The 21,827-nt window shown below is 41.8% G+C and carries 20 protein-coding genes; 13 read left to right on the forward strand and 7 right to left on the reverse strand.

The genetic code is table 11. The features are described from left to right. Window positions 1–6: 6 nt before the first annotated feature. Window positions 7–681 (reverse strand): FlgD immunoglobulin-like domain containing protein, encoded by a 675-nt coding sequence (locus ACSSWA_RS05065; protein WP_437355474.1) that lies wholly within the window; start codon window positions 679–681, stop codon window positions 7–9. A gap of 118 nt (window positions 682–799) precedes the next feature. Here ACSSWA_RS05065 and ACSSWA_RS05070 point away from each other — a divergent pair, with 118 nt between their 5' ends. The 9 genes from ACSSWA_RS05070 (at window position 800) to ACSSWA_RS05110 (ending at window position 11,421) form a co-directional block, all read left to right on the forward strand. Continuing rightward, window positions 800–1,270: a hypothetical protein gene (locus ACSSWA_RS05070; protein ID WP_437355475.1), complete on the forward strand. Its 471-nt coding sequence runs from the start codon at window positions 800–802 to the stop codon at window positions 1,268–1,270. A 9-nt stretch (window positions 1,271–1,279) separates the two neighbouring features. Beyond that, window positions 1,280–2,425: a 1-deoxy-D-xylulose-5-phosphate reductoisomerase gene (locus ACSSWA_RS05075; RefSeq protein WP_437355476.1), complete on the forward strand. Its 1,146-nt coding sequence runs from the start codon at window positions 1,280–1,282 to the stop codon at window positions 2,423–2,425. A gap of 12 nt (window positions 2,426–2,437) precedes the next feature. Beyond that, entirely contained in the window at window positions 2,438–3,790 is a 1,353-nt protein-coding gene (rseP, locus tag ACSSWA_RS05080; RefSeq protein WP_437355477.1) for an RIP metalloprotease RseP, read from the forward strand. A gap of 147 nt (window positions 3,791–3,937) precedes the next feature. Next, window positions 3,938–5,764 (forward strand): TonB-dependent receptor plug domain-containing protein, encoded by a 1,827-nt coding sequence (locus ACSSWA_RS05085; protein WP_437355478.1) that lies wholly within the window; start codon window positions 3,938–3,940, stop codon window positions 5,762–5,764. Window positions 5,765–5,818: 54 nt separating this feature from the next. Continuing rightward, window positions 5,819–7,255: a glycine--tRNA ligase gene (locus ACSSWA_RS05090; RefSeq protein ID WP_437355717.1), complete on the forward strand. Its 1,437-nt coding sequence runs from the start codon at window positions 5,819–5,821 to the stop codon at window positions 7,253–7,255. Between the two features lie 92 nt (window positions 7,256–7,347). After that, window positions 7,348–8,244, forward strand: a complete 897-nt coding sequence (locus ACSSWA_RS05095; RefSeq protein WP_437355479.1) for a DUF1684 domain-containing protein — start codon at window positions 7,348–7,350, stop codon at window positions 8,242–8,244. After that, a complete protein-coding gene (locus ACSSWA_RS05100; protein ID WP_437355480.1) occupies window positions 8,245–8,922 on the forward strand; it encodes a sensor histidine kinase in 678 nt (225 codons plus the stop codon). Beyond that, window positions 8,922–9,686 (forward strand): LytR/AlgR family response regulator transcription factor, encoded by a 765-nt coding sequence (locus ACSSWA_RS05105; protein WP_437355481.1) that lies wholly within the window; start codon window positions 8,922–8,924, stop codon window positions 9,684–9,686. Before ACSSWA_RS05100 ends, ACSSWA_RS05105 begins: the two co-directional genes overlap by 1 nt. 196 nt (window positions 9,687–9,882) lie before the next feature. Beyond that, complete coding sequence (locus ACSSWA_RS05110; protein ID WP_437355482.1) at window positions 9,883–11,421, forward strand: PAS domain-containing sensor histidine kinase; 1,539 nt, start codon at window positions 9,883–9,885, stop codon at window positions 11,419–11,421. Between the two features lie 6 nt (window positions 11,422–11,427). On the opposite strand, the gene ACSSWA_RS05115 is transcribed toward ACSSWA_RS05110, so the two are convergent. Then, window positions 11,428–13,818, reverse strand: a complete 2,391-nt coding sequence (locus tag ACSSWA_RS05115) for a DUF5686 family protein (RefSeq protein ID WP_437355483.1) — start codon at window positions 13,816–13,818, stop codon at window positions 11,428–11,430. Window positions 13,819–13,885: 67 nt separating this feature from the next. Here ACSSWA_RS05115 and ACSSWA_RS05120 point away from each other — a divergent pair, with 67 nt between their 5' ends. Further along, window positions 13,886–14,788 (forward strand): TIGR01777 family oxidoreductase, encoded by a 903-nt coding sequence (locus ACSSWA_RS05120; RefSeq protein ID WP_437355484.1) that lies wholly within the window; start codon window positions 13,886–13,888, stop codon window positions 14,786–14,788. On the opposite strand, the gene ACSSWA_RS05125 is transcribed toward ACSSWA_RS05120, so the two are convergent. From ACSSWA_RS05125 to ACSSWA_RS05135, 3 genes are read right to left on the reverse strand one after another with little or no spacing between them, the layout of a single operon-like run. Continuing rightward, window positions 14,789–16,021: a DUF4900 domain-containing protein gene (locus ACSSWA_RS05125; protein WP_437355485.1), complete on the reverse strand. Its 1,233-nt coding sequence runs from the start codon at window positions 16,019–16,021 to the stop codon at window positions 14,789–14,791. Between the two features lie 10 nt (window positions 16,022–16,031). Then, window positions 16,032–16,664 (reverse strand): hypothetical protein, encoded by a 633-nt coding sequence (locus ACSSWA_RS05130; protein ID WP_437355486.1) that lies wholly within the window; start codon window positions 16,662–16,664, stop codon window positions 16,032–16,034. 3 nt (window positions 16,665–16,667) lie between these two features. Next, the gene (locus tag ACSSWA_RS05135; RefSeq protein WP_437355487.1) at window positions 16,668–17,195 is read right to left on the reverse strand and encodes a hypothetical protein; all 528 of its coding nucleotides are present in this window, start codon (window positions 17,193–17,195) and stop codon (window positions 16,668–16,670) included. Between the two features lie 205 nt (window positions 17,196–17,400). Here ACSSWA_RS05135 and ACSSWA_RS05140 point away from each other — a divergent pair, with 205 nt between their 5' ends. The 3 genes from ACSSWA_RS05140 to ACSSWA_RS05150 all read left to right on the forward strand — a co-directional run bounded on the left by ACSSWA_RS05140 (window position 17,401) and on the right by ACSSWA_RS05150 (window position 20,007). After that, entirely contained in the window at window positions 17,401–17,988 is a 588-nt protein-coding gene (locus tag ACSSWA_RS05140; RefSeq protein ID WP_437355488.1) for a methyltransferase family protein, read from the forward strand. A 72-nt stretch (window positions 17,989–18,060) separates the two neighbouring features. Then, window positions 18,061–19,533 carry an N-acetylmuramoyl-L-alanine amidase gene (locus ACSSWA_RS05145; protein ID WP_437355489.1) on the forward strand — a complete coding sequence of 491 codons (1,473 nt, stop codon included), beginning with the start codon at window positions 18,061–18,063 and terminating at the stop codon, window positions 19,531–19,533. A gap of 60 nt (window positions 19,534–19,593) precedes the next feature. Next, window positions 19,594–20,007 carry a c-type cytochrome gene (locus ACSSWA_RS05150; protein ID WP_437355490.1) on the forward strand — a complete coding sequence of 138 codons (414 nt, stop codon included), beginning with the start codon at window positions 19,594–19,596 and terminating at the stop codon, window positions 20,005–20,007. A gap of 67 nt (window positions 20,008–20,074) precedes the next feature. Here ACSSWA_RS05150 and ACSSWA_RS05155 read toward each other — a convergent pair whose 3' ends face one another. Further along, window positions 20,075–21,067, reverse strand: a complete 993-nt coding sequence (locus tag ACSSWA_RS05155) for a class II fructose-bisphosphate aldolase (RefSeq protein WP_014855355.1) — start codon at window positions 21,065–21,067, stop codon at window positions 20,075–20,077. Window positions 21,068–21,145: 78 nt separating this feature from the next. Continuing rightward, complete coding sequence (locus ACSSWA_RS05160) at window positions 21,146–21,823, reverse strand: hypothetical protein (protein WP_437355491.1); 678 nt, start codon at window positions 21,821–21,823, stop codon at window positions 21,146–21,148. Window positions 21,824–21,827: the final 4 nt, after the last annotated feature.

Raw genomic sequence — 21,827 nt, forward strand, 5'->3', positions numbered from 1 at the left:
GTAAAATTATTTGAGCAATATCATACGGGCAGACTTATTAAAATGACCGGCTGAAATCGAATAGATATAAACGCCCGCCGCTACGTCGACGTTGTTGTCGTCCTTCCCGTTCCATTCGAATTGATAAACGCCCGCCGGAAAATTTCCCCGTACTAGCGTTTTTACTTCCTGCCCTTTGATATTATATATCTTCAACGTAACGAACTCGTTGCGGGGAATGGCAAAAGAAATTCTCGTAGAAGGATTAAACGGATTGGGGTAATTATTATGGAGTTCATATTTTGCCGAAAGTATCATATCCTCTACGGATGTCGGATCGGGTTTACTGTTGGGATCTCCCGGATTCGTTACAAGATTTATATCTCCGGGATTTGGCTGACCTGTGCGCCACGTACCGGAGGGATCCTGTAATTCCTGACCGTTCGTAAAACCGTCGCCGTCGGAGTCGAGATTGGCAAGACTTTCATCCCAGAAATCCTCAAATCCCCCGGGCGAAACCCGGGCTCCTACTGCTTGTCCGAATGCGTTTCTGGCTCCTCCGCCGTTTGGATTGACATGGCAGTTCGCGCAATCGAATTTATTCCCGTTCGGAATTTTGGACGCGCGGAACCCTCTTGAAATTAATATTGTTGTGGATACAAAAAAAGACAAGATTAATGCTGCTTTAAGCGCTTTAGACATAAAGCCTCCCTTTGATAAATTCAAAACAGATGGTTTCCACGTCAAGTTCACCAACTGCGGGAAAAGTTGAAATTCTTTTTTTATATTAGACATTAGCAATAAATACGAAAGGAAGAAGATGGAATTTTATCCGACATTATTGACATTACATATAATATTTGCCGGCGGCTGGATTTTCAGCGCTTTAATCGACAGACCCTTTAAATCATATATTTCCGCCGGTGACGACCCAAAAGCCAAAGAAAAACTGATCGGAATTTATCTCGTATTAACAAATAAGCTGGGGATGGCGGGAGCTGTCGGTATCCTTCTCACCGGCGTCTTGATGGTTGTCTTAAATCCCGGCTACGGCTTTTTTGAATTCACTTCGAATCACTGGCTCGTATCGAAACAAATTTTGATGCTGGTTATTCTTCTTATAATATTCGTCTTTATCATACCGGCTTCAAAAGCTCTTAGAAAGAGCGTTACCGAAAATAGCGGCGATCTGGAAACAAACCTGAAAAAAATTTACAAATTGAATACAATCATCAATATACTGGTTGGAATCAACTTCCTTTTTGCAATTACGCATCGATTTTTCGGATAATCGGGAATAATGAAAAGAATATTAATATTAGGTTCGACGGGCTCAATAGGAAAGAACACTCTGAAGCTTGCCAAAGAGTTCAAAGACGAATTTCGGATTGCAGGACTGACTGCTCACAGCAATATCGATTTATTGCAGAAACAGATCGAAGAATTCAATCCGCCTGCGGTTGTTGTAAGCGACAGACAAAACGCCAAAATTCTGGAAGACCGGATCGGCAGGCAATGTGAGATCCTTTACGGCGAAGAAGGCTTGATTGAAATTGCACAGCGGAACAATTACGACATTCTGCTGTCGGCTATAGTCGGCTTTGCAGGCTTGAAACCCACAATCGAATCGATAAAGCTCGGCAAACGAATCGCCCTTGCCAATAAGGAAACTCTGGTTGTAGCCGGTGAGTTAATAATCGAGCTTGCCAATAAATATAATTCGGAAATCATTCCGGTCGATTCCGAGCATAGCGCAATTTTCCAGTGCCTGCAGGGTGAATCGAAAAAAGAAATCGAAAAAATAATACTAACCGCTTCCGGAGGACCCTTTTTAAACAGAGACAAAGCGGATTTCGAGAACGTTACGATAGAAGAGGCTCTCAATCATCCGAACTGGAATATGGGAAATAAGATCACAATCGATTCCGCTACTATGATGAACAAAGGGTTGGAAGTAATCGAGGCTTATTGGCTCTTCGGATTACCAAAAGACCGGATTGAAGTTTTGATTCATCCTCAGTCGGTTATCCATTCAATGGTAGCATTACGAGACGGCTCTATCAAAGCTCAATTGAGCTCTCCCGATATGAAACTGCCGATACTCTATGCTCTCACTTATCCCGAGAGACTAAATTACGACGGCGTAAAGACCGATTTCAAAAAAATAGCGCAACTGACGTTTTTTGAGCCGGATTTTAATAAATTTGTATGTTTGAAATTGGCATACGATTCAATCGACATGGGAGGAATCGCCCCCTGCATCCTGAATGCTGCAAACGAATTGGCTGTCGAAAAATTTTTATCGGGTAAAATCAAATTCTCACAAATTCCCGTATTAATTGAAGACGCTCTTAACAATCTTTACGAAGATTCGGATTTGTCGTTGGATACAATAGAATCGTATGACCAAAAAACTCGTAATTACATAAACAACAGGTACAAATAGAAAAAGATAATTATGGACTACATTATATACTTTGCAATAACAATTGGAATACTTGTCTTCGTGCATGAATTCGGTCATTTTGCGGCGGCTAAACTGTCTAAAATGAGAGTCGATATTTTTGCAATCGGATTCGGCAAACGGCTTCTCGGCTGGAATAAGATAACCGGATTTACATTCGGAGATTTGCCCGAAGATTGGGACGGGAACGGACATACGGATTACCGTCTCTGCCTTTTTCCTCTGGGCGGTTACGTTAAAATTGCCGGAATGATAGACGAGAGTTTCGACACTAAATTTACGGAAAGCGAACCGAAGCCTTATGAATTTCGTTCAAAATCTACTTTGCAAAAATTGTTTGTCATCAGCGCCGGCGTGATTATGAACCTTGCGTTGACATTGATGATATTCTGGGGAATTAACTATTTCCAGGGCAAACAGGTAATCAAGTCAACGACAATCGACAAAGTAGTTCCGGGAAGCGTAGCCGAAGAAGCGGGATTAAGATCGTACGATAAAATACTGAAAATTAACGGCGAGCCGGTCAACAACTGGGAAGACGTAATTTCACGCATGCTCATCCAGAGCAAGAAGAATATCAGCATTACTGTTTTAAGGGATAACCGTGAAGTATCGTTAACGATTCCGCATAACGTTATTGCGGAAAATTCACAGGAAGGATTTTTTATTTATCCGTATCCCACAAAACCTTATATACAGGATGTTGTAAAAGGTTCGCCTGCAGAGGAAGCGGGAATTCAACCGGGAGATATTTTCCTTGCAATTAACAACATTGAATTGACGGACAGAGAGAGGGCGGTCGAACTGATTTCATCGAATCCGGGCGTTCCGCTCGAAATCAAAATATTGAGAAATCAGGATACTATTTTAACAAAAGCAACGCCGGCAGAGGACGGGAAAATCGGGATTGTCATAACCGACATCTATTCGGGCGATTACGACGTAATTAAGTACGGCGCCTGGGAATCGCTTACGCACAGCATATCGAACATAGGCAACTATACTGTGTTAACTTTCTCGTTGCTGAAAAAAGTTATTACCGGCAATATCGCTTTCAACCAGGCATTCGGAGGACCCGTTAAGATAGCCCAGTTTGCGGCAAAATCCGCCGACAGCGGTATAATGTCGTTTCTTCTCTTTTTGGCAATGTTGAGCCTCAGTCTTGCAATCATAAACATACTCCCCTTCCCCGCGCTCGACGGAGGACATTTGCTTATAATTCTTGTCGAAGGCATTATAAGACGAGAGCTGCCGGTCAAGGTTAAAATCGCAATTCAAAATGCCGGCTTCATTATTCTTTTAATGTTGATGGCATTTATTATCTACAGCGATTTGATAAGTTTATAATCGTTCTTTGAGTTTGGTATTTAATTAATTTTTTTAATTAACGGAAACAATGCGGACGGAAAAGTAAGCCTGCATTGTTTCCGTATCAGATTCACACCCGTTTTGATTTCACATATCTAATAATACTAAAGAAGCGGAGCAACGCCGATGAAGCATTACATTAATTTCATGCTTTTAATTTTTGCAATTGCAATTACGGCACAGGAAAAAGAATATAAACTCGATGAAATATACGTTACAGCGGGCAGGGCGCCGATAACCTTCAAAGAGATTGCCCGCAGCATAGTTGTAATTACTGCCGAAGAGATTAAAAATCTTCCCGCCGCGAGTCTGGAAGATTTAATCGGCGCAGTCGGTTCGGTCGACATCCGTACGAGAGGAATTAACGGAGTTCAAAGCGACGCCGGCATAAGAGGCGGCTCTTTCGAGCAGACTTTAATACTCATCGACGGCGTAAAAGTAAGCGACCCTCAAACAGGTCATCACAATATGAATCTGCCCGTACCGGTTTCGAATATCGAACGTATCGAAATTCTTAAAGGTCACGGCTCCAGAATATACGGAGCCAATGCGTTCAGCGGAGTCATTAACATAATTACTAAAAAGAGAAACGATATAACCGTCGGAGGGAATGCCGAAGGCGGAAGTTTCGATTCATACGCATATTCGTTGAACGCCTCGCTCCCCGCTTCAATAGTTAACAGCTCAGTCGCATTCGGCAGGAAAAAATCAGACGGTTATATTGCCAATACCGATTACGATATTACCGATTTTTCGATCAGTCAAAATGCCGGCGTCGCTTCCCAAGCAATTAATTGGTATTACGGCTATACGAACAAAAAATTCGGAGCTTATAATTTTTACAGCGACAGATTTCCGAACCAGCGCGAGGAAACGACGACACAGTTATTCTATGTATCGTCCGAAATAAATATATCGGACATGCTTTATTTGTCTCCGAAAGTTTATTTGCGCAAGAACAAAGACGATTATATACTCGACTACACTCGCCCCGAGTGGTACCATAATACGCACAAATCGACGTCTTACGGAATTGAACTGCAGTCGACGCTTGTTTCGGATTTCGGCAAGCTTTCATTTGGCGGAGAATACAGCGGAGACGAAATAGAAAGCAACAATCTGGGCAATCATACAAGGGACAAAAAAGGATTTTATATCGAACAAATGTTTTCTCCAACCGGTCAAATAAATTCTTCATTCGGATTTTATGTGTATGAATATGCAAAAGCGGGATGGAAAATTTGGCCCGGATTCGATTTTGCATACAATATCGACGACGTTACAAAAATCTACGCAACGCTCGGCAAATCGTTCAGAATACCTACGTTTACGGAACTCTATTACGACAGCCCCGCCAACAAAGGCAATCCGGAATTGACTTACGAAGAATCGAACAACTACGAATTAGGATTGAGCCGGCACGCAATTAATTACACATACGACCTGAGCCTGTTTCTGAAATCCGGTTATAATTTAATCGACTGGGTGAGAAAGTCGGAATCGGAACCGTGGCGCGTCGAGAACGTTACAGAATTAAATACAACCGGACTGGAAATCAGCTTCGGGATTAATCCTTCTTTTTACATATCCGGATTCTTCATTAAAAACGTTAATCTTGGCTATACATATTTATCGTACGACCGCAAAGCGGAAGGTTTCGAATCGAAATACTTAATCGACAACCTGAAACATCAACTTATATGCTCGGTCACCTACGATCTTCCGTTAAAAATAAATCAAACCTGGATATTGAAATACGAAGACCGCTTGAATTACGGTTCTAATTTTTTAGCCGATACTCAAATTAACTACGGCGGGTCGTTTTACCGGGTTTACGTCCGAATATCGAATTTGTTCGACGTTAAATACGAAGAGATACCGGGCGTATTGCTGCCGGGCAGATGGGTAACGGCGGGACTCAGAATTAATTACGAAGATTTCAACCGACAATAATTATTTTTGAGCTTCTTTTCTTATATTTGCAGCTAAAAAAAAGCGAGGTGTGTCATCGAAAAGAGTCGCAATGAAACAGTTGAAAAGATCGTATCGCTTGCAAAGCGACGCGGTTTTGTATTTCAATCAAGTGAAATTTACGGCGGTTTAAACGGATGCTGGGATTACGGTCCGTTAGGCGTTGAACTTCTCAGAAATATCAAAGAAGAGTGGTGGAAGGCTATGACCTACCGCGACGACGTCGAAGGATTGGACGCCGCCATTCTTATGCACCCGCGAGTCTGGGAAGCCAGCGGACACGTCGAAAATTTTACCGACCCTATGATCGATTGTAAACAATGCAAAGCGCGTTTCCGCCTCGATACGCTTGCCGAATTAATTTCCGACAAGAATAAAGAAAAAGCTTTGAAAGAATTTGACGCTGTAGAAGGCGAAACATTGGACGATAAATTCACCGCATTGCTCGAAAAGCAGGAAACTGCGCAGAAACTTCTGGAGATAGTCAATTGTCCGCAATGCGGCAACAAAGGCACTTTTACTCAACCCCGGAAATTCAATTTGATGTTCAAAACTTTTTTGGGTCCGGTAGAAGATTCCAACAATGTAATCTATTTGCGTCCGGAGACTGCACAGGGCATTTATGTTAACTTTTTAAACGTGGCTAACGCAAGCAGGCAGAAACTGCCTTTCGGCATAGCTCAAATTGGCAAAGCTTTTCGAAACGAAATAAACACAAAAAATTTTCTCTTCCGTACGCGTGAATTCGAGCAGATGGAAATGCAATACTTTGTTAAGCCGGGCACGGACAAAGAATTCTACGATTACTGGAAAGAAATTCGAATTCAATGGTTTAAGTCGCTCGGAATGACGCCCTCCAAACTCCGTTTCCACGATCATCCTGCGGACAAACTTGCTCATTATGCCAAGGAAGCTACCGATATCGAATATGAATTCCCGTTCGGCTGGGGAGAAATCGAAGGAATTCACAACAGAACCGATTACGATTTGAGCCGTCATCAACAGTACTCCGGCAAATCGCAACAATATTACGACGACGCCTCAAAAGAAAAATATATCCCTTATATTATAGAAACATCGGCGGGCGCCAGCAGGTCGTTCATGGCATTCTTAATCGACGCTTATTACGAAGAAGAAGTAAAAGGCGAGACCAGAAACGTTCTGCGTTTTCATCCCAAACTCGCGCCGATAAAAGCCGCCATCCTGCCATTGGTCAACAAAGACGGAATGCCGGAAATAGCGCGTAAAATAGAAACGGAGTTGCGTCCGTATTTTAAAATCTTTTACGACGACAAAGGCGCTATCGGCAGAAGATACAGAAGAATGGACGAAGCCGGCACTCCTTACTGCATTACGGTAGACACACAAACGCTCGAAGACAATACAGTTACCGTAAGAGAGCGCGATTCAATGGAACAGGAAAGAATATCGATCGACAAACTCGTCGTATACCTTCAGGAAAAGTTGAGATAAACCAAGCGGCTCCTAACGAGCCGCTTTTTTTCTTCCGTAGCATTCCATCCCTTATTTTTTTATCTTGAGATAATAACTCGGGGACATTTTTTATGAAACGTTATTTTCTTTTGGCGTTATCGCTCCTATTATTTAACTGTTCCGACGATTTAAAAGAAAAAGGTTCGCCCGAATATATAAGCCAAATCAAGGATTGGCACAAGAAGCGAATCGAAAATCTTAAAAAAGAAAACGGATGGTTAAACTTAGCGGGGCTCTATTGGCTTAAAGAAGGGGAAAACAGTTTCGGCAGCGACCCGTCGAATGACATTGTCTTTCCGCCAGAAGCGCCCGCTTTCATCGGATATTTTATACTGAGCGATTCAACCGTTAATGTAAGGATAAACGATAACATCGAGGTATATGAAAACGGAATTCCAGTTAAAGAAAAATTTATGCGCAGCGATATCGAAGACAGCACAACGGTTTTGCAGTACGGAAGATTCAAATGGTTTGCGATTAAACGCGGCAATTTATACGGCATAAGATTGAGAGACCTCGAAAGTCCTTTATTGAAAAATTTCGAAGGGATCGACACTTATCCCGTCAACAGCGACTGGAGAATTGAAGCCAAGTTCGAGCCGTATAATCCTCCTAAGAAAATAAAGATACCGACAATTATCGGAACCGTAGAAGAAGAGAATTCCCCGGGCGCATTGGTTTTCGAAAAAGACGGCAACACTTACAGATTAGACGCTATTGACGCAGGCGAAAGATTGTTCATTGTATTTGCGGACAAAACCAGCGGAGTCGAAACTTACGGCGCCGGCAGATTTCTTTATACCGACAAGCCGGATTCCGGCGGTACGGTAATCATCGACTTCAATATGGCATACAATCCTCCCTGCGCATTTACCCGATACGCTACCTGTCCATTGCCTCCGAAGCAAAATTATTTGAAGCTAAAAATTACGGCGGGTGAAAAGAACTACGGGGAGCTGCATCATTAAATGAGCAAAAAGGAATCAAATAATAATTACATTGAAATGGTTACGCATCAGCTGAGGACGCCGTTGTCTACGGTTCAGAGTTCGATAGACCTGCTCGAGTTGTACATTCGGAAGGGCAACAAAGCGCGCCAGCTGCAAATATTAAACAAAGTCAGAAAAGGACTGAGTGAATTAAGAAAGATTATTGACCAATCCACTTTGCTCTATAAATCCGAGACAAAAAAAGTTGACGTAATTAAAAAGAAAATTTACGTACGCGAACTGATAAACGACGTTATCGAAAGCGTAATAACGGATGCATCCGACAAACATTTTATCAATGTCGATATAGAAAAAGCTGCCGAGACTGTTGATGCCGACGAATTTATCCTAAAAGAAATTTTACTGAACCTTCTAACGAATTCGATAAAATATTCTCCGGAAGGAGGTCAAATTAAAATTACCGCTTCCATGCGAGGGAATAAAGCGGTACTGTCAGTCAAAGACGAAGGGATTGGAATACCATCTTCCGACTTAGACAGAATTTTCGAGCCGTTTTACAGATGCTCAAACGCCGCCGAGATTGAAGGAGAGGGACTGGGACTTTCGATCGTAAAGCAATTGGCAGGTCTATTGAACGCCGAAATCGAAATTGAAAGCGGAGTTAACAAAGGGACGGAATTCAAGGTGATTTTATAATGAAGAAGGTTTTAATAATCGAAGACAACAAAGATTTAGCCGAGAACATCGTATTGCTGTTGAAAGAATTCGGGTATGAAACTTTCTGCGCTTATAACGGCTCCGACGGCTTAAAAACTTTATTCAAGGTAAATCCCGACATAATATTATGCGACATAATGCTGCCCGATTTAAGCGGTTATAAAATTTTGTCGAGCATCAAAAAAATAGATAATATCGAACCTCCGATATTCATCTTTCTGACGGCAAAAGGCGAGCGGATTGACATCAGAAAAGGAATGGAACTAGGCGCCGACGACTATATTCCCAAACCGTTTACTTATACCGAGCTTCTAAACGCAATCAAAGCTCAATTGGACAAAAGAAATAAATTCTTAAAACTTCCCGGCAAAATAATCGACAACGGAGAGGAATCCGGCGAATTGCTTACGATGAAAGATTACATCTTCATAAACGACAGAAGGCATCCCGGTTTTTACAAAGTTCAGGATATCACATGCATTATAAGCATGAAGGATTACACCAAAGTAAATATCAGCGACGGCAGGACGTTTTTGATGCGCAAGTCGATGAAAGACTGGGAAGCTCAATTACCGAAGAATAAATTTGTAAGAATACATCGTCAAACGATAGTCAATATCGATTTTGTAGAATCGGTCAAAAAGAGCAGCAGCAACAGATACACAATTAAAATAAAGGGAGGCGACAAAGAGTTCGACGTCAGCCAACGTTCCGTTAAAAAAATCAAACAATTTTCCGTCTAATTATTATCGTTAGTCGATTTATTTTATCGCTCGTCTACAACCTCTTATTTCCTCCCGCTATTAAGGCTATTTTTGTTGTGCACCCTCTGAGAAGTGGAATCGAAAAGAATTAAAGGAACAACAACATTTCGATTCCACTTAATTTTAAAGTCTAACAAAACCCAGCCGAAGGAATATAGATGAAAGGGCACAAGAATTGGACTCGACCAAAACTAACAGAACCATTTACGACGAATCGGTTTTCCCGCACGACCATATAAAACGCGAAAGCCTTTTCAAAATCATCACGGAATTTTCAATCGACTGGATTTACTGGCTGGATCCGCACAATAAACTGATTTACAGTTCGCCCTCCTGCCGCTACATTACGGGTTATTCCAAAGAGGAATTCTTTTCCGACCAGTCGTTATTAATCAAGATAATCGCCCCGGAAGACAAGAGCAGATTTATTTCTCATACACGCGATGTATTAAGAGGGAAAATTTTTTGTTCCGAAGAATTCAGAATAATTACCAAGAGCGGACAAACCAGATGGATTGCCCACAATTGCCAGGCGGTTTACGACGACAACAACAAATACATCGGCAGGTACATCAGCAACCGCGACATTACCGACATAAAAAAAGCGCATGAAGAAGTGCGCACCAAAGACAAGCAATTAACCGACATTTATAACGAAGTAAGAGTCGGTTGTTGCAGGATATCGCCAGAGGGTAAATTGATCTCGATAAACAACAGCTTGCGCGATATTCTCGGCTACAATACCGAAGAAGAAATCGACAAAGATAATTTCGAAAAGAATACGTTTCTGAATATTGAAGAACATAATAATTATAAGCAAAAAGCCGCCGCCTTAAGCGTTCTCAAAAACATTTCTACAGCCTGCATCAGCAAAGAAGGAAACATTTTGCACTTCCAGGAAACAATCACTCCCGTCAAAGACAACGAGGGAAACGTTGTTTACTTTGAAATTAATTTGCACGACGTCACCAAACAAAGAGAAGCCGAGTTGAGTCTACTGGAGACCGAAGCGCAAAAGAAAAATTTAGAGAAATTAAAAACGGAATTTCTTGCCACAATTTCTCACGAAATACGCACTCCCATAAACGTAATTTTAAATCTCATACAAATTCTCAAGTCAGATTTAGCCACGCTTGACGTACACAGCGAATTATTGGAAAGCGCGGCTATCATAGAAACCGAAACGCGCAGAATACAACGAACCATCGAACTGATACTCGAAATGTCGCAGCTTGCTGCAAACAATTTCGAAGTTAGTCCGGAAAAAGTCGATTTATATAATGCGATCAATGAAGTATACGACAAATATGTCAATGCGGCGCGCAGAAAAAACATTAAGCTAACGGTCATCAACGAATCGGATTCGCCCATAGTCTACGCCGACAAATACAGCTGCGTTCAAATATTCACGCAATTAATCGACAACGCAATCAAGTATACCTCTCAGGGAGAAGCGGTCGTGTTAATTACCGAGAAATCCGGCAAGGTTATTGTCGAAGTTAAAGATACAGGCGTTGGAATTAAAAAGGAATATATCCCTTATTTGTTTTCGACTTTTTCGCAGGAAGACAACAGTTATTCCCGGATGTTCGAGGGCACCGGGCTCGGACTTGCAGTCGTTAAAAAACATTGCGATTTGAACAACGCGTTAATAGAAGTTGAAAGCGAGAAAAACAAAGGCGCGGTCTTCAGGGTAATTTTCGACAAGGCGTAAAAATCATCAGAATATAAAAGAATTCAAGCCTATAACAAAATTGTTTCCGTCCCGATGATTTAGTTTCCAGGTGAATTCCAGAACAAAAGGACTCATCAAATGACCGATTCCGAATCCCGCTTCGACAAACGGACTTGCAAACAATTTAGGTTCGGAGGGTATAATAGCCCGGCTCTTTTCGGACAGATCGATTAATGCCGCATTCATATGAATCGTAAATATTAATTTCGAATTCTTCATAAAAGGAATCATATCGAATAATTCGTCTTTAAAATCATGTTCCGTATAGATTGCCAGGGATTTGTCTCCGTATACCTCGCTCGGTCTGATTGTTCTGAAAGCGAATGATTTTCCCGCAGAATTAATGTTGCCTGAGAGAGCGTTTAACATTTGAACGGGAACCGCGCCGTTCGATAAAAAAGCTTCCGCTACAAATTGAAACTCAGCGGCTCCGAATGTTCCCGCCCCTCCTTTCAATGTAAGTTTGTATGTATTAAACGGCAGCGAACTTTTAAGCAAATCTTTACTACTGTGAAATATTTCTCCGCTTAAGGTAATATAGCCGTTGTCGTTGTTAATTCTTCTTCTTGTATAACCGTCTTCAATGTATTTTCTGAAATCGAAGCCGATTCCCAGAGAAAATCCGTTTATATTTCCGTCGTAGATTTGTTTATTCGCGCTGAATTTCCTATCGCGGTAAAAAAAGGAAAAATCGGAATTATTAACCGCGCTTTTATCCTTGCGAAGGACAATTCCTCCGCTGATGTTTATAAATGGCAGAATGTCGCCGCCGAGATACAATTCTATTCCTTTTGAATAATAATAGTCCATAAAATCATATTTGTAAAAAAGGCTCGAAAAAGTAGAGGTAAATTTGCTGTACGAAATGGCTTCGCCGAAAAGCTCATACAATTTGTCATATAAATTGACTTTGACAAAGCCCGTTCTGTAAGCGCCGAATTTATATTCGGCTGAAATTCCGGCATTTATCCTTTTATCATTAAAGCCATAAGAGATTTCAAATTCGGAGTTGAGTCTTCTGTTTAATGCTTTTTCCGACATAACATTAAAACTTATCAAATGCCCCGATACTTTGTTAAAGCTATAAAAAGTCAGAGGACCGTTTACGCTCAAATTTTTCGATATTTCCAGACGCGGCGACAGCAAAGAAAAATTATCCCAAAAAGTTTTTTCGATTGTATTCAGACTGTCGATTCTTTCGTATGCCTGCAATTCGGGGACCGAATAAGGTATGGTTTGAACCGAAAGCCAATAGAGGGAATCTCTGGCGTCGGCTTCGGGCAGTACTTTTATTGCGGCATAATCGAATTCCGTTTCGAGACCGTCGTTAATGCGGTAATCAAACAAAATCGTATATACATCGAAAGCGAACTTAATAGTATTGAATATATTGCCGCTTACCGACAGGCGATAATCTACCGGCATATAAACGCCGCCGTAAGGATAGAATTGCTGCGATACCGAAATGCTGTCGAGAAATCCGCCCGGCAATCCCGCTCTGTTTACATAAACGTCAAATCCGGCCAGAGCGAAGGTCTTGTCTGCAATATAGAGCGTTCCGGCAAAACCTTTGTCCGTTGTATCTTTCGGTTCAAAAGCTACTTTGAATATCGCTTTGCCGTCTCTTGTTAGCGTATCGGTAATTATGTAGTAATAATAGTCGAGAGCGTCGTCAGCTACGGGGCTTTTGAGAGGGCGGTTAAAAAAATCGATTTCATCTTCATAAAAGTCTTTTAACAGCCTGCCGCCCGTAATAATATTTATATCGGCAGGAGTATTTGCCGTCTGTTTTCTGGCTAATATAATTTCTTTAAAATCGTCCGGTTTACGGAAATATCCTTTGCTTTCGTTTTCGATTATCCCGTTAATCTTCACGTCGTCCGAATCATTATCCGTACTTATTTCAAGACTTTTATCCGTCGCTTCGATTTCCTGATTGGTTTTAATCAGTATTTTCGTAAATGCATGATATTCATATTCGTTAAGCTTCCGGTTCCTAATTTTTTTGTAATCGATAGCTTTAGCCAACAATGCTTCGGCGGGATTTTCACCGGGCAGAACCGTTACCTGTTCCAGAACTACCGAAGTTCCGGTTAACTTAAAATTAACGGTAGTATCTTTACTCAAATCGATAAAAGTCGTATCGGATTTATAACCGATAAATGAGGCAATAAATTTGTATTTACCTTTCTCAAGCTTCAGGGAATAGAATCCTTCTTGATTAGCGGAAGCTCCTTTCATTGCCCCTTCTATTCTCAAATTGGCGTACGGCAGAGCATTCCCCGAGTCGTCTGTTATTTTCCCCGTTATATTGTATTTTTGGGAATATATACTCGCCGGAATTATAAGCAGAGACAAAAAAATTAATTTTTTCATACCCTCGCGTTTCATATCTTAAACAGTAAAATAGTTTTGTAAATAAAATATACAAAGGTACGAAAATATGAAAGACAAAGCAGTCATAGCCGGGGGCTCCGGATTAATAGGGAAAGCTCTAACCCGTTATCTGAAAAGCGAAGGATACAGAGTAATTGTATTAACCAGAAATATACCTAAAGAAAAGAGTGGAGATATTGAGTATATAATCTGGGATTACCGAGAACCGGGGGAATGGCTAAAATCTATCGAAGGATCGGAAGCGGTAATAAATCTGGCGGGAAAGAATTTGGCTTCAGGCAGATGGACTTCCGGAACTAAAACGGCAATACGCGAAAGCCGCGTGAACCTTACGCAAAATTTAGTTAAGTATTTCGACATGCTTGACGATAAGCCTTCATATTTTATATCCGCTTCAGCCGTGGGATATTACGGCAACGCTCCAAATCCCGTTGATGAAAATTCGCCGAGGGGAAAAGGATTTCTGGCGGAATTAACAGAAGATTGGGAAAAGTCCGCATTAGCCGCCGAGCAATCGGGAATTAAAACCGCATGTTTGAGGTTCGGAGCGGTATTAAGCATGGAAGGAGGCGCTTTGCCCAGAATAGTCGGTCCGGTTAAATATTTTGCAGGCGCAATACCCGGTTCAGGCAAACAGTATTTCCCGTGGATACATATTGATGACGCCGTAAGAATGATCCATTTTTTAATGCAAAAAAAATCAACGGGAATTTTTAACGCTGTTAGCCCCAATATTATTACAATCGAAGAACTGATAAAAACCGCCGGAGAAATTTTAAAGAGACCCGTTATTTTCCGTATTCCGGAATTTCCGATTCGAGCATTGTTGGGAGAAGCCTCCGAAATAATATTGAAAGGAGCCGCGGTTAAACCCGAAAGAATTATTTCCGAAGGCTATGATTTCAAATTCAGAAAAATAAGGCAAGCGCTCGACGATCTGTTAAAATGATTATTCGAACCAGGATACAATTTCGAATCCGCCTGTGCCGGGAAATGCGGGGGGACTTAGCAACATCAACCGGTCGTCGTATTTGTATCTTTTATTATATCCGTGAATAATGTATGTATTGCCCCACCAATCCGTAGTAAATTGTCCGACGGGACCTCTTGTATACTGAGTAATTCCACCGTATAATTTTATTGTGCCGCGAGGAGATCCGTGTTGATAATCTTCCACGGTAAAGGAGCCTCTTTCGGAGTAAATAGCTGCCTGTATTACAATGTCGTTGCTGTTCGGCGTATTGCTGGCAATTACGACGTCTCTTTTGGCTACCAGTCCGATTACATCGCTTGAATTCGGATTAGTTTCGGGATTATCGTAGCATACGATATCGTCTTCCAGAAATATTTTTCCTCTGTCGCTTCCGGTTCCGCTGACGCCCACTGTATACTGACCTTTAACCGTACCGCTTACATGAAGCTCCGCATTTTCGACGTAAATTACTCCGTTCGGTGCGAAAGTAGAGGCGAGTTCATAATTCCAGGGAGAGCTTGTGCTGTACCGGTACCTGACGCTGTCGCCTCTGAATTCGAGATAAACCTTGCTTTCGCCGCTTATTACTTTTCCGCCTGCAGCTGCGGCTGCTCCCACTCTGGCAACGCCGTCTTCCGGAATATCTTTATGTACTCCTGTTTCGAGTCCGCCGTAAAAATGAGGATTAGCGCTGTGTGAATATCTCACAACGCTTCCGTCTATGGTCACTTTACCGTAAAACACAGGTTCGTCGGCAACTCTCAATTGTCCGTTTGTGTGGAAAGGACCCCAAACCGTATCTCTTGTAGTCCACCAAATATTTGCTCCTTCCGTATCGGAAAAGTACGCGTACTTCGAAAAACTGCTCGGTTTTAATAAAATCCTAATTGTCGATGTCACTCCTCTATAATTCGCAACTGCGGTAATTTCTCTTAAATCCTGCGCCGCATCGATTGTAACCAGAGTGGCGTTAATAGTACCGCCGTCGAAATTGTAATTAAAATTACCGTCGGGCAAGTCATTATTAAGGAACACTTTGTTTGCCACAATATTTACGCCTGCGGAAGCTATATGGTGAGCTTTGGTTTCATAAAAGTAAGTTGCCATATTATCGACCGTGTCGGTTGACATCCGGTTGAAATTTCTTCCCGCAACCATGAAAACAAGACTGAAGCCGAGTACCAACAATATTGCAGCTTTGCCGCCCATTTAACTCCTTTTACCTGTTGCCCAAATTTCTTGCCGCCAATCTAATTTGGCGCCATATTACTCTTTTGTCGAACGAATAATCATTGCCGTATGCATACGGATTTTCCACGGCTATATCAATTTGAATTGTCGCTATACCCAAAGGCGGAGCAGGCGGAAAACTTGTAATTTCGTTTCCGAGCGCGTCGTAATAAGTAAGCTTGAATTTAGTAATTCCGAGGTTGGCGCCTTTGGGCGTTTCGTTGTTTACAACTCTGTAAAGTATAACATCATTCGGGTTGGGAGTTTGCGACGTTAATGTATCGCCCGGATTGACATAGTAATAAATTACATCGGGCACTCCGTCTCCGAGGGGGTCGGCTGTTGTGACTATATCAGTTAAAAATTTTATGCCGTTGGAATCCGCATATAAAATCGCTTTTGTAGGATCCGGTATTTGTTTCCAGTCTTTGCAATATCCGATTTTTCTGAAGTCGTATTCGAGCAGTCTTACCACTTCCGTCAGATTTTGTTGTACAATTTTTTCGCCGCTGAAATTGTAATTATTTTCCACGGCTGCGTCGTTCATTCTGAAGAGTATCAACAGAAGCATTCCGCCTACTATCGTTGAACCCAATATGTCTAATAATGCGCTAAATCCCATTTTTCACCTGAAATACCAATAACTGAATACAGTCGACATCGATACGGTATCCGCCATGCTGTCGCTGAAAACCCGCACAATTATCCTTTTGTGCCATGTCCTGTTGGAAGAAACCTGTTCAGGATTATCGGCTTCCACATAATCGACCTGGCAGAGAGTATTGTAAATCAAAAGATTACTCGTTCCTTCCAGTCTGATAGTGTCTGCTTTCGGAATCGTGCGGTAACAATTGAAATCATCGAAATCGTTAAAAGCGGCGGGATTATTGACCGACTCCCCGCTTTCGATGCCGAGATTTGCGGGCAAAGTCAATTGAGAAAGCGAAGTTATATCCGTCGTGTCGCTCTCGTTATCAAACGCCAGTCCGGTAGCTCTTTCTATCATCGACGTAGCCAGCGATATGCCCATAATATGATAACGACTGTCGTACATTACGGTTGTAGTAGTCATCAATCCTCTGTTGACATTCAATATAACCGTTGTCAATAGAAAGATGGCTCCGATTGTAATTAGCATTTGCCCGGTATTCATCTCAAACCCTTCCGAAAAGCTGATATACGATTTATTAGCCTCAAATTCCGTGCTATTATTTTAATTATCGAAAAGAAACTCGATTTTATTAAATTCCTCCCGACGAGTGTAAATTTAACATGTAAAATTTGCACAGGCAACTATTAATAGAGATTTATATCACAAAGTTATTATATTATAAATAAAATATTTTGCGGGTTTCATTATGGATGCCGTCTCTATACTTGTATTAATAAATTTAATTGTATCGACGAGCGCAAATTGGGGAGGCGCGCGCAAGGGATTAAAAACTTCGATTACGAAAGTTGACGAACGACCCGTAACTTATCTTCAAAAGATTCCGCCGAATGTATCGGCATTGGTTTTTGTATTGATTATCCTATCGTTTTTCGGCGTGGGTATATTGAATGACTATGCTGATGAAAAATATCTCTATATCAGAACGGTCGGATTGCTGTTTTATATTGTTTTTTCATGGCTTCAGATTAAATCTTATAAATCTCTGGGCGAGTATTACACGCAGGATATTGCAATTCTGAAGAATCACAAACTGGTCACGAAAGGACCTTATACATTTATTCGTCATCCGCAATATCTCAGCCAGATACTGAGCGACCTCGGAGCGGGTCTGGCTTTGGGAAGTTATTTAATCGTACCGGTAACGCTCTTGCTTGAACTGCCCCTGTTTGTGATGAGAGCCGGACTGGAAGACAAACTTCTCGAGAAGCGCTTCGGGGAAGAATATATCAATTACAAAAAATCGACTCCTTTTATGATACCCTTTATCAGGTAATCTTTAATCATGAAATTTATTTATTCCCTTTCATTATTTTTATTGATTACAATAGCGATCCGGGGACAGCGTTTGTATCAATTGTCGGTGGAACTTCCCGATACTTCGGCGCGGCTTTCCTTCGTAACAAAAAAAGGAAACGTTTACGTATCGGCGACCGAATTTGCCGCGCTTACTTCGGCGGGAATTTATTATACCGACAAAACTCAAAAAATCGAACTGAAGTACGATTATTATAAAATTAAACTTACCGCCAAAAGCCAGTTTATTGTCGTAACCGACAAAAATACCGGAGCGCAAGAAGTATATCAGTTGCCCGTATCCACGCTATTGATAAAGAGCGACCTCTTCTTTCCGTTGACCTATATGACAGAATATCTCGAGAAAGCTTCGGGCTATACAATTACGTTCCTTCCGTCACGCAGACATTTAATTTTAACGAAAGGACAAGCGCCCGTAAATAATCTTCCCGCTGTGAATTCTCTTTACGACGTTCAAAGTTTAAGCATCGAGGAAAAAGCTAACGGCACTTTAATAAGACTCAAAATTTCGGATAAAGTTATTACTCCGCGTTTTTCCATTAAAGACAATAAACTTTTTCTCTTTTTCTCTACCGAAAAAATCAGTCCGGATTTGGTTAACAGTTTTGTTCCGGAAGGATTTATCAAATCGATAAAATTGGTAAATATCACATCAAAGAGCAAACAACTGGAATTCGGTTTGACGGGCGATTATTCGGGAGCAGAAATAATACGCGATCCGTCGAAAGGAGAGCTTATTGTCACCGTTCACAGTAAAATGTTCGCGTCGGAAAAAAATCCGCCGTTGGGAAAGTGGAAATTCGATACGATTGTAATCGACGCCGGGCACGGCGGTAAAGATCCCGGCGCAATTGGCGTCTCGGGGGTCAAAGAGAAAGACATCAATCTGAAGATTGCATTGGAACTCGGGAAGCTGATTGAGAAATCGTTGCCCGGAGTAAACGTTGTTTATACCCGTAAAGACGACCGTTTTGTTGAACTCTATAAAAGAGGAAAAATAGCCAACGAAGCAAACGGAAAACTGTTCATATCGATACACTGCAATTCGATGCCCCGCAAAAAAAGTTCGCAAAAGGGATTCGAAGTTTATCTTTTGAGACCCGGCAAAACTCAGGACGCCATAGCAATCGCGGAATTCGAAAACAGCGTAATCGCTTATGAGGACAATCCAGACAGGTACAAAGAGTTGACCGACGAAAATTTTATACTCGTAAGCATGGCTCACTCCCAATATATGCGCTATTCGGAAAAATTTGCGGATATTCTGAACGATGAATGGAAAAGAAAAGTAAAAATCCCGGCTAAAGGCGTTAAACAAGCGGGCTTTTATGTGCTGGTAGGCGCGTCGATGCCCTCCGTATTGATCGAAACCGGTTACATTTCGAACCGCAATGACGAATCTTATTTAAAGAGCTCCAGAGGACAAAAAGAGATTGCAGAAGCGATTTTAAGCGCGGTAATTAAGTACAAAGAGTATTATCATAAAGAAATAATATCGAATTAATTTGTTTAATAACAGGTGTAATTATAACTTTACATTCAAAATTTATGAAAGGAACAGAAAATGACCAATGCACAGAAATGGCTTACTGCTTTTTTAGGAATTTTCCTGGCGCTTTTTATACTGGGCAGAATCACACAAAAGGATGAAACCTTCTCGCTGCCCGAAAACTATACTGAAAAAACTATGCAATCGAATCAGGAGCTGGACGCCATGTCGTTAATACGACAAACCGGATGCGTCTCATGCCACGGTCAAAATCTCGAAGGGACAAAAATTGCGCCGGCATTGACAAACATAAAAGAGCACTGGACAAGAGACGGACTTATAAATTATCTGCGTAATCCTTCTTCCTACAGCGGCGACGATCGTTTCAAAGAGTACAAACTAAAATACAAAAATATTGTTATGCCGGCTTATAACAACATGGACGTAAAAGACCTCGGCAAAATAGCGGACTTTTTACTGGAAAGATAGATAAAGGATTAAATAAGAGGAATCTAAAGAGGCTGTCGATATGACAGCCTCTTTTTTTATAAAACAATTATGCTTTGTCGTTGCTGCCGAGCACGTTCACAATTTTATGTTTGTAGAGCTCTTTCAATGCTTCGCGCGCCGGACCGAGATATTTGCGCGGATCGAATTCTTCCGGATGCTCATTGAGATATTTTCTAATTGCGGCGGTCATTGCCAGTCGACCGTCGGAGTCGATATTGATTTTGCAAACAGCCGAGCGCGCCGCTCTTCTGAGCTGGTCTTCCGGAATACCGACTGCGTCTTTCAAACGTCCGCCGTTGCTGTTTATAATTTTCACCAATTCCGGCGGCACGGAAGACGCGCCGTGAAGCACTATCGGAAAACCGGGAATTCTTTTTTCGATTTCTTCAAGAATGTCAAATCTTAACGGAGGCGGAATTAAAATTCCGTCTTCGTTGCGCGTGCATTGCTCGGGTTTGAATTTATTTGCTCCGTGAGACGTTCCGATTGAAATTGCAAGCGAGTCGACTCCGGTCTTTTTGACAAAGTCTTCAACTTCTTCAGGCTTTGTATAATGCGTCACATCGCTTTGAACGTCGTCTTCGATTCCCGCCAAAACTCCGAGTTCGCCTTCGACTGTCACGTCGTATTTATGCGCGTATTCGACAACCTGAGCCGTCAATTCCACGTTCTTTTCATACGGATGGTGAGAACCGTCGATCATTACCGACGAGAAGCCCATTTCAATACACGATTTGCAAAGTTCAAAAGTATCGCCGTGATCGAGGTGCAAAACGATCGGAATTTTATATCCCAGTTCTTCGGCGTATTCCACAGCCCCTTTTGCCAAATTTTTCAGCAAAGTTTGATTGGCGTATTTACGGGCGCCGCTGGAGACCTGGAGAATAACGGGCGATTTGGTTTCGACGCATGCGCTTACGATTGCCTGCAATTGTTCGAGATTATTAAAATTAAATGCCGGAATGGCGTAACCGCCATCGACGGCTTTTTTGAACAGTTCCCTGGAATTTACCAGCCCCAATTCTTTGTAGGATATCATAACGTCACCATTTTATATTAGTTTGTAAATATTAACTTAGCAATTATATAAAAATCTAAGTACTAAATAAAGAATCGGCTAAAAATTTACGACGACCCCGATTCCGAACGTAAACACGTCGGTTTTCGACCGGCGCACGTTATAGCGAACCTGCGTCATCGAAATTATCTCGATGTCTTCTTCCGTAAGATACTCGGCTTCGGTGCCGTAAAGATACCGGAATTTGATATCAAGAAAGAGCGAATTAATCCCCGGCAGATTGTCGGTCAGCAAAAACTGAGTTCCGAAACCGCCGCCGTAACTCCAGTTGAAATCGTCATAATTCGTATCTTCCGCAAACGGTTCGTCGGAATGCCGGCTTTTGACTTCGGAAGTAGTGAACAGATATGCGCCTCCGAACAAACCTTCAAGATAAGGTCTGAAAGTCCCTTCGAAAGGCGATATGTAAAACAGGAGATGGGCATTAGCCATATTATTCATTCTATCCACATCCAGATAAACTTCCGGGAATCCCGGGAACGGTCTCGATTCGGAGACTTCGCCGTAAACCAGGTAGCTAAAACTGAGTCCGAATGTATATGGCATTTCCCGCGACGTTTCCCACAATTGTCCCTGAATCTGAATTCCGTAACCGAGACGGTCGACGTTATTCTTAAATTCGCCTTGCGGAAAACCCAGAATAAGCGAACCTCCCAAGCTTTGTCCGTAAACGAACGACACTGTAAGTAACATTAAAAACAATACTCTCTTAAACATTAAT

This window comes from Melioribacter sp. Ez-97, from assembly GCF_051488665.1.
Taxonomy (GTDB): Bacteria; Bacteroidota; Ignavibacteria; order Ignavibacteriales; family Melioribacteraceae; genus Melioribacter.

Coding starts and splice junctions, on each gene's coding strand:
- ACSSWA_RS05065 (WP_437355474.1), bottom strand. CDS start 681: ATGTCTAAAGCGCTTAAAGCAGCATTAATCTTGTCTTTTTTTGTATCC.
- ACSSWA_RS05070 (WP_437355475.1), top strand. CDS start 800: ATGGAATTTTATCCGACATTATTGACATTACATATAATATTTGCCGGC.
- ACSSWA_RS05075 (WP_437355476.1), top strand. CDS start 1,280: ATGAAAAGAATATTAATATTAGGTTCGACGGGCTCAATAGGAAAGAAC.
- rseP (WP_437355477.1), top strand. CDS start 2,438: ATGGACTACATTATATACTTTGCAATAACAATTGGAATACTTGTCTTC.
- ACSSWA_RS05085 (WP_437355478.1), top strand. CDS start 3,938: ATGAAGCATTACATTAATTTCATGCTTTTAATTTTTGCAATTGCAATT.
- ACSSWA_RS05095 (WP_437355479.1), top strand. CDS start 7,348: ATGAAACGTTATTTTCTTTTGGCGTTATCGCTCCTATTATTTAACTGT.
- ACSSWA_RS05100 (WP_437355480.1), top strand. CDS start 8,245: ATGAGCAAAAAGGAATCAAATAATAATTACATTGAAATGGTTACGCAT.
- ACSSWA_RS05105 (WP_437355481.1), top strand. CDS start 8,922: ATGAAGAAGGTTTTAATAATCGAAGACAACAAAGATTTAGCCGAGAAC.
- ACSSWA_RS05115 (WP_437355483.1), bottom strand. CDS start 13,818: ATGAAAAAATTAATTTTTTTGTCTCTGCTTATAATTCCGGCGAGTATA.
- ACSSWA_RS05120 (WP_437355484.1), top strand. CDS start 13,886: ATGAAAGACAAAGCAGTCATAGCCGGGGGCTCCGGATTAATAGGGAAA.
- ACSSWA_RS05125 (WP_437355485.1), bottom strand. CDS start 16,021: ATGGGCGGCAAAGCTGCAATATTGTTGGTACTCGGCTTCAGTCTTGTT.
- ACSSWA_RS05130 (WP_437355486.1), bottom strand. CDS start 16,664: ATGGGATTTAGCGCATTATTAGACATATTGGGTTCAACGATAGTAGGC.
- ACSSWA_RS05135 (WP_437355487.1), bottom strand. CDS start 17,195: ATGAATACCGGGCAAATGCTAATTACAATCGGAGCCATCTTTCTATTG.
- ACSSWA_RS05140 (WP_437355488.1), top strand. CDS start 17,401: ATGGATGCCGTCTCTATACTTGTATTAATAAATTTAATTGTATCGACG.
- ACSSWA_RS05150 (WP_437355490.1), top strand. CDS start 19,594: ATGACCAATGCACAGAAATGGCTTACTGCTTTTTTAGGAATTTTCCTG.
- ACSSWA_RS05155 (WP_014855355.1), bottom strand. CDS start 21,067: ATGATATCCTACAAAGAATTGGGGCTGGTAAATTCCAGGGAACTGTTC.
- ACSSWA_RS05160 (WP_437355491.1), bottom strand. CDS start 21,823: ATGTTTAAGAGAGTATTGTTTTTAATGTTACTTACAGTGTCGTTCGTT.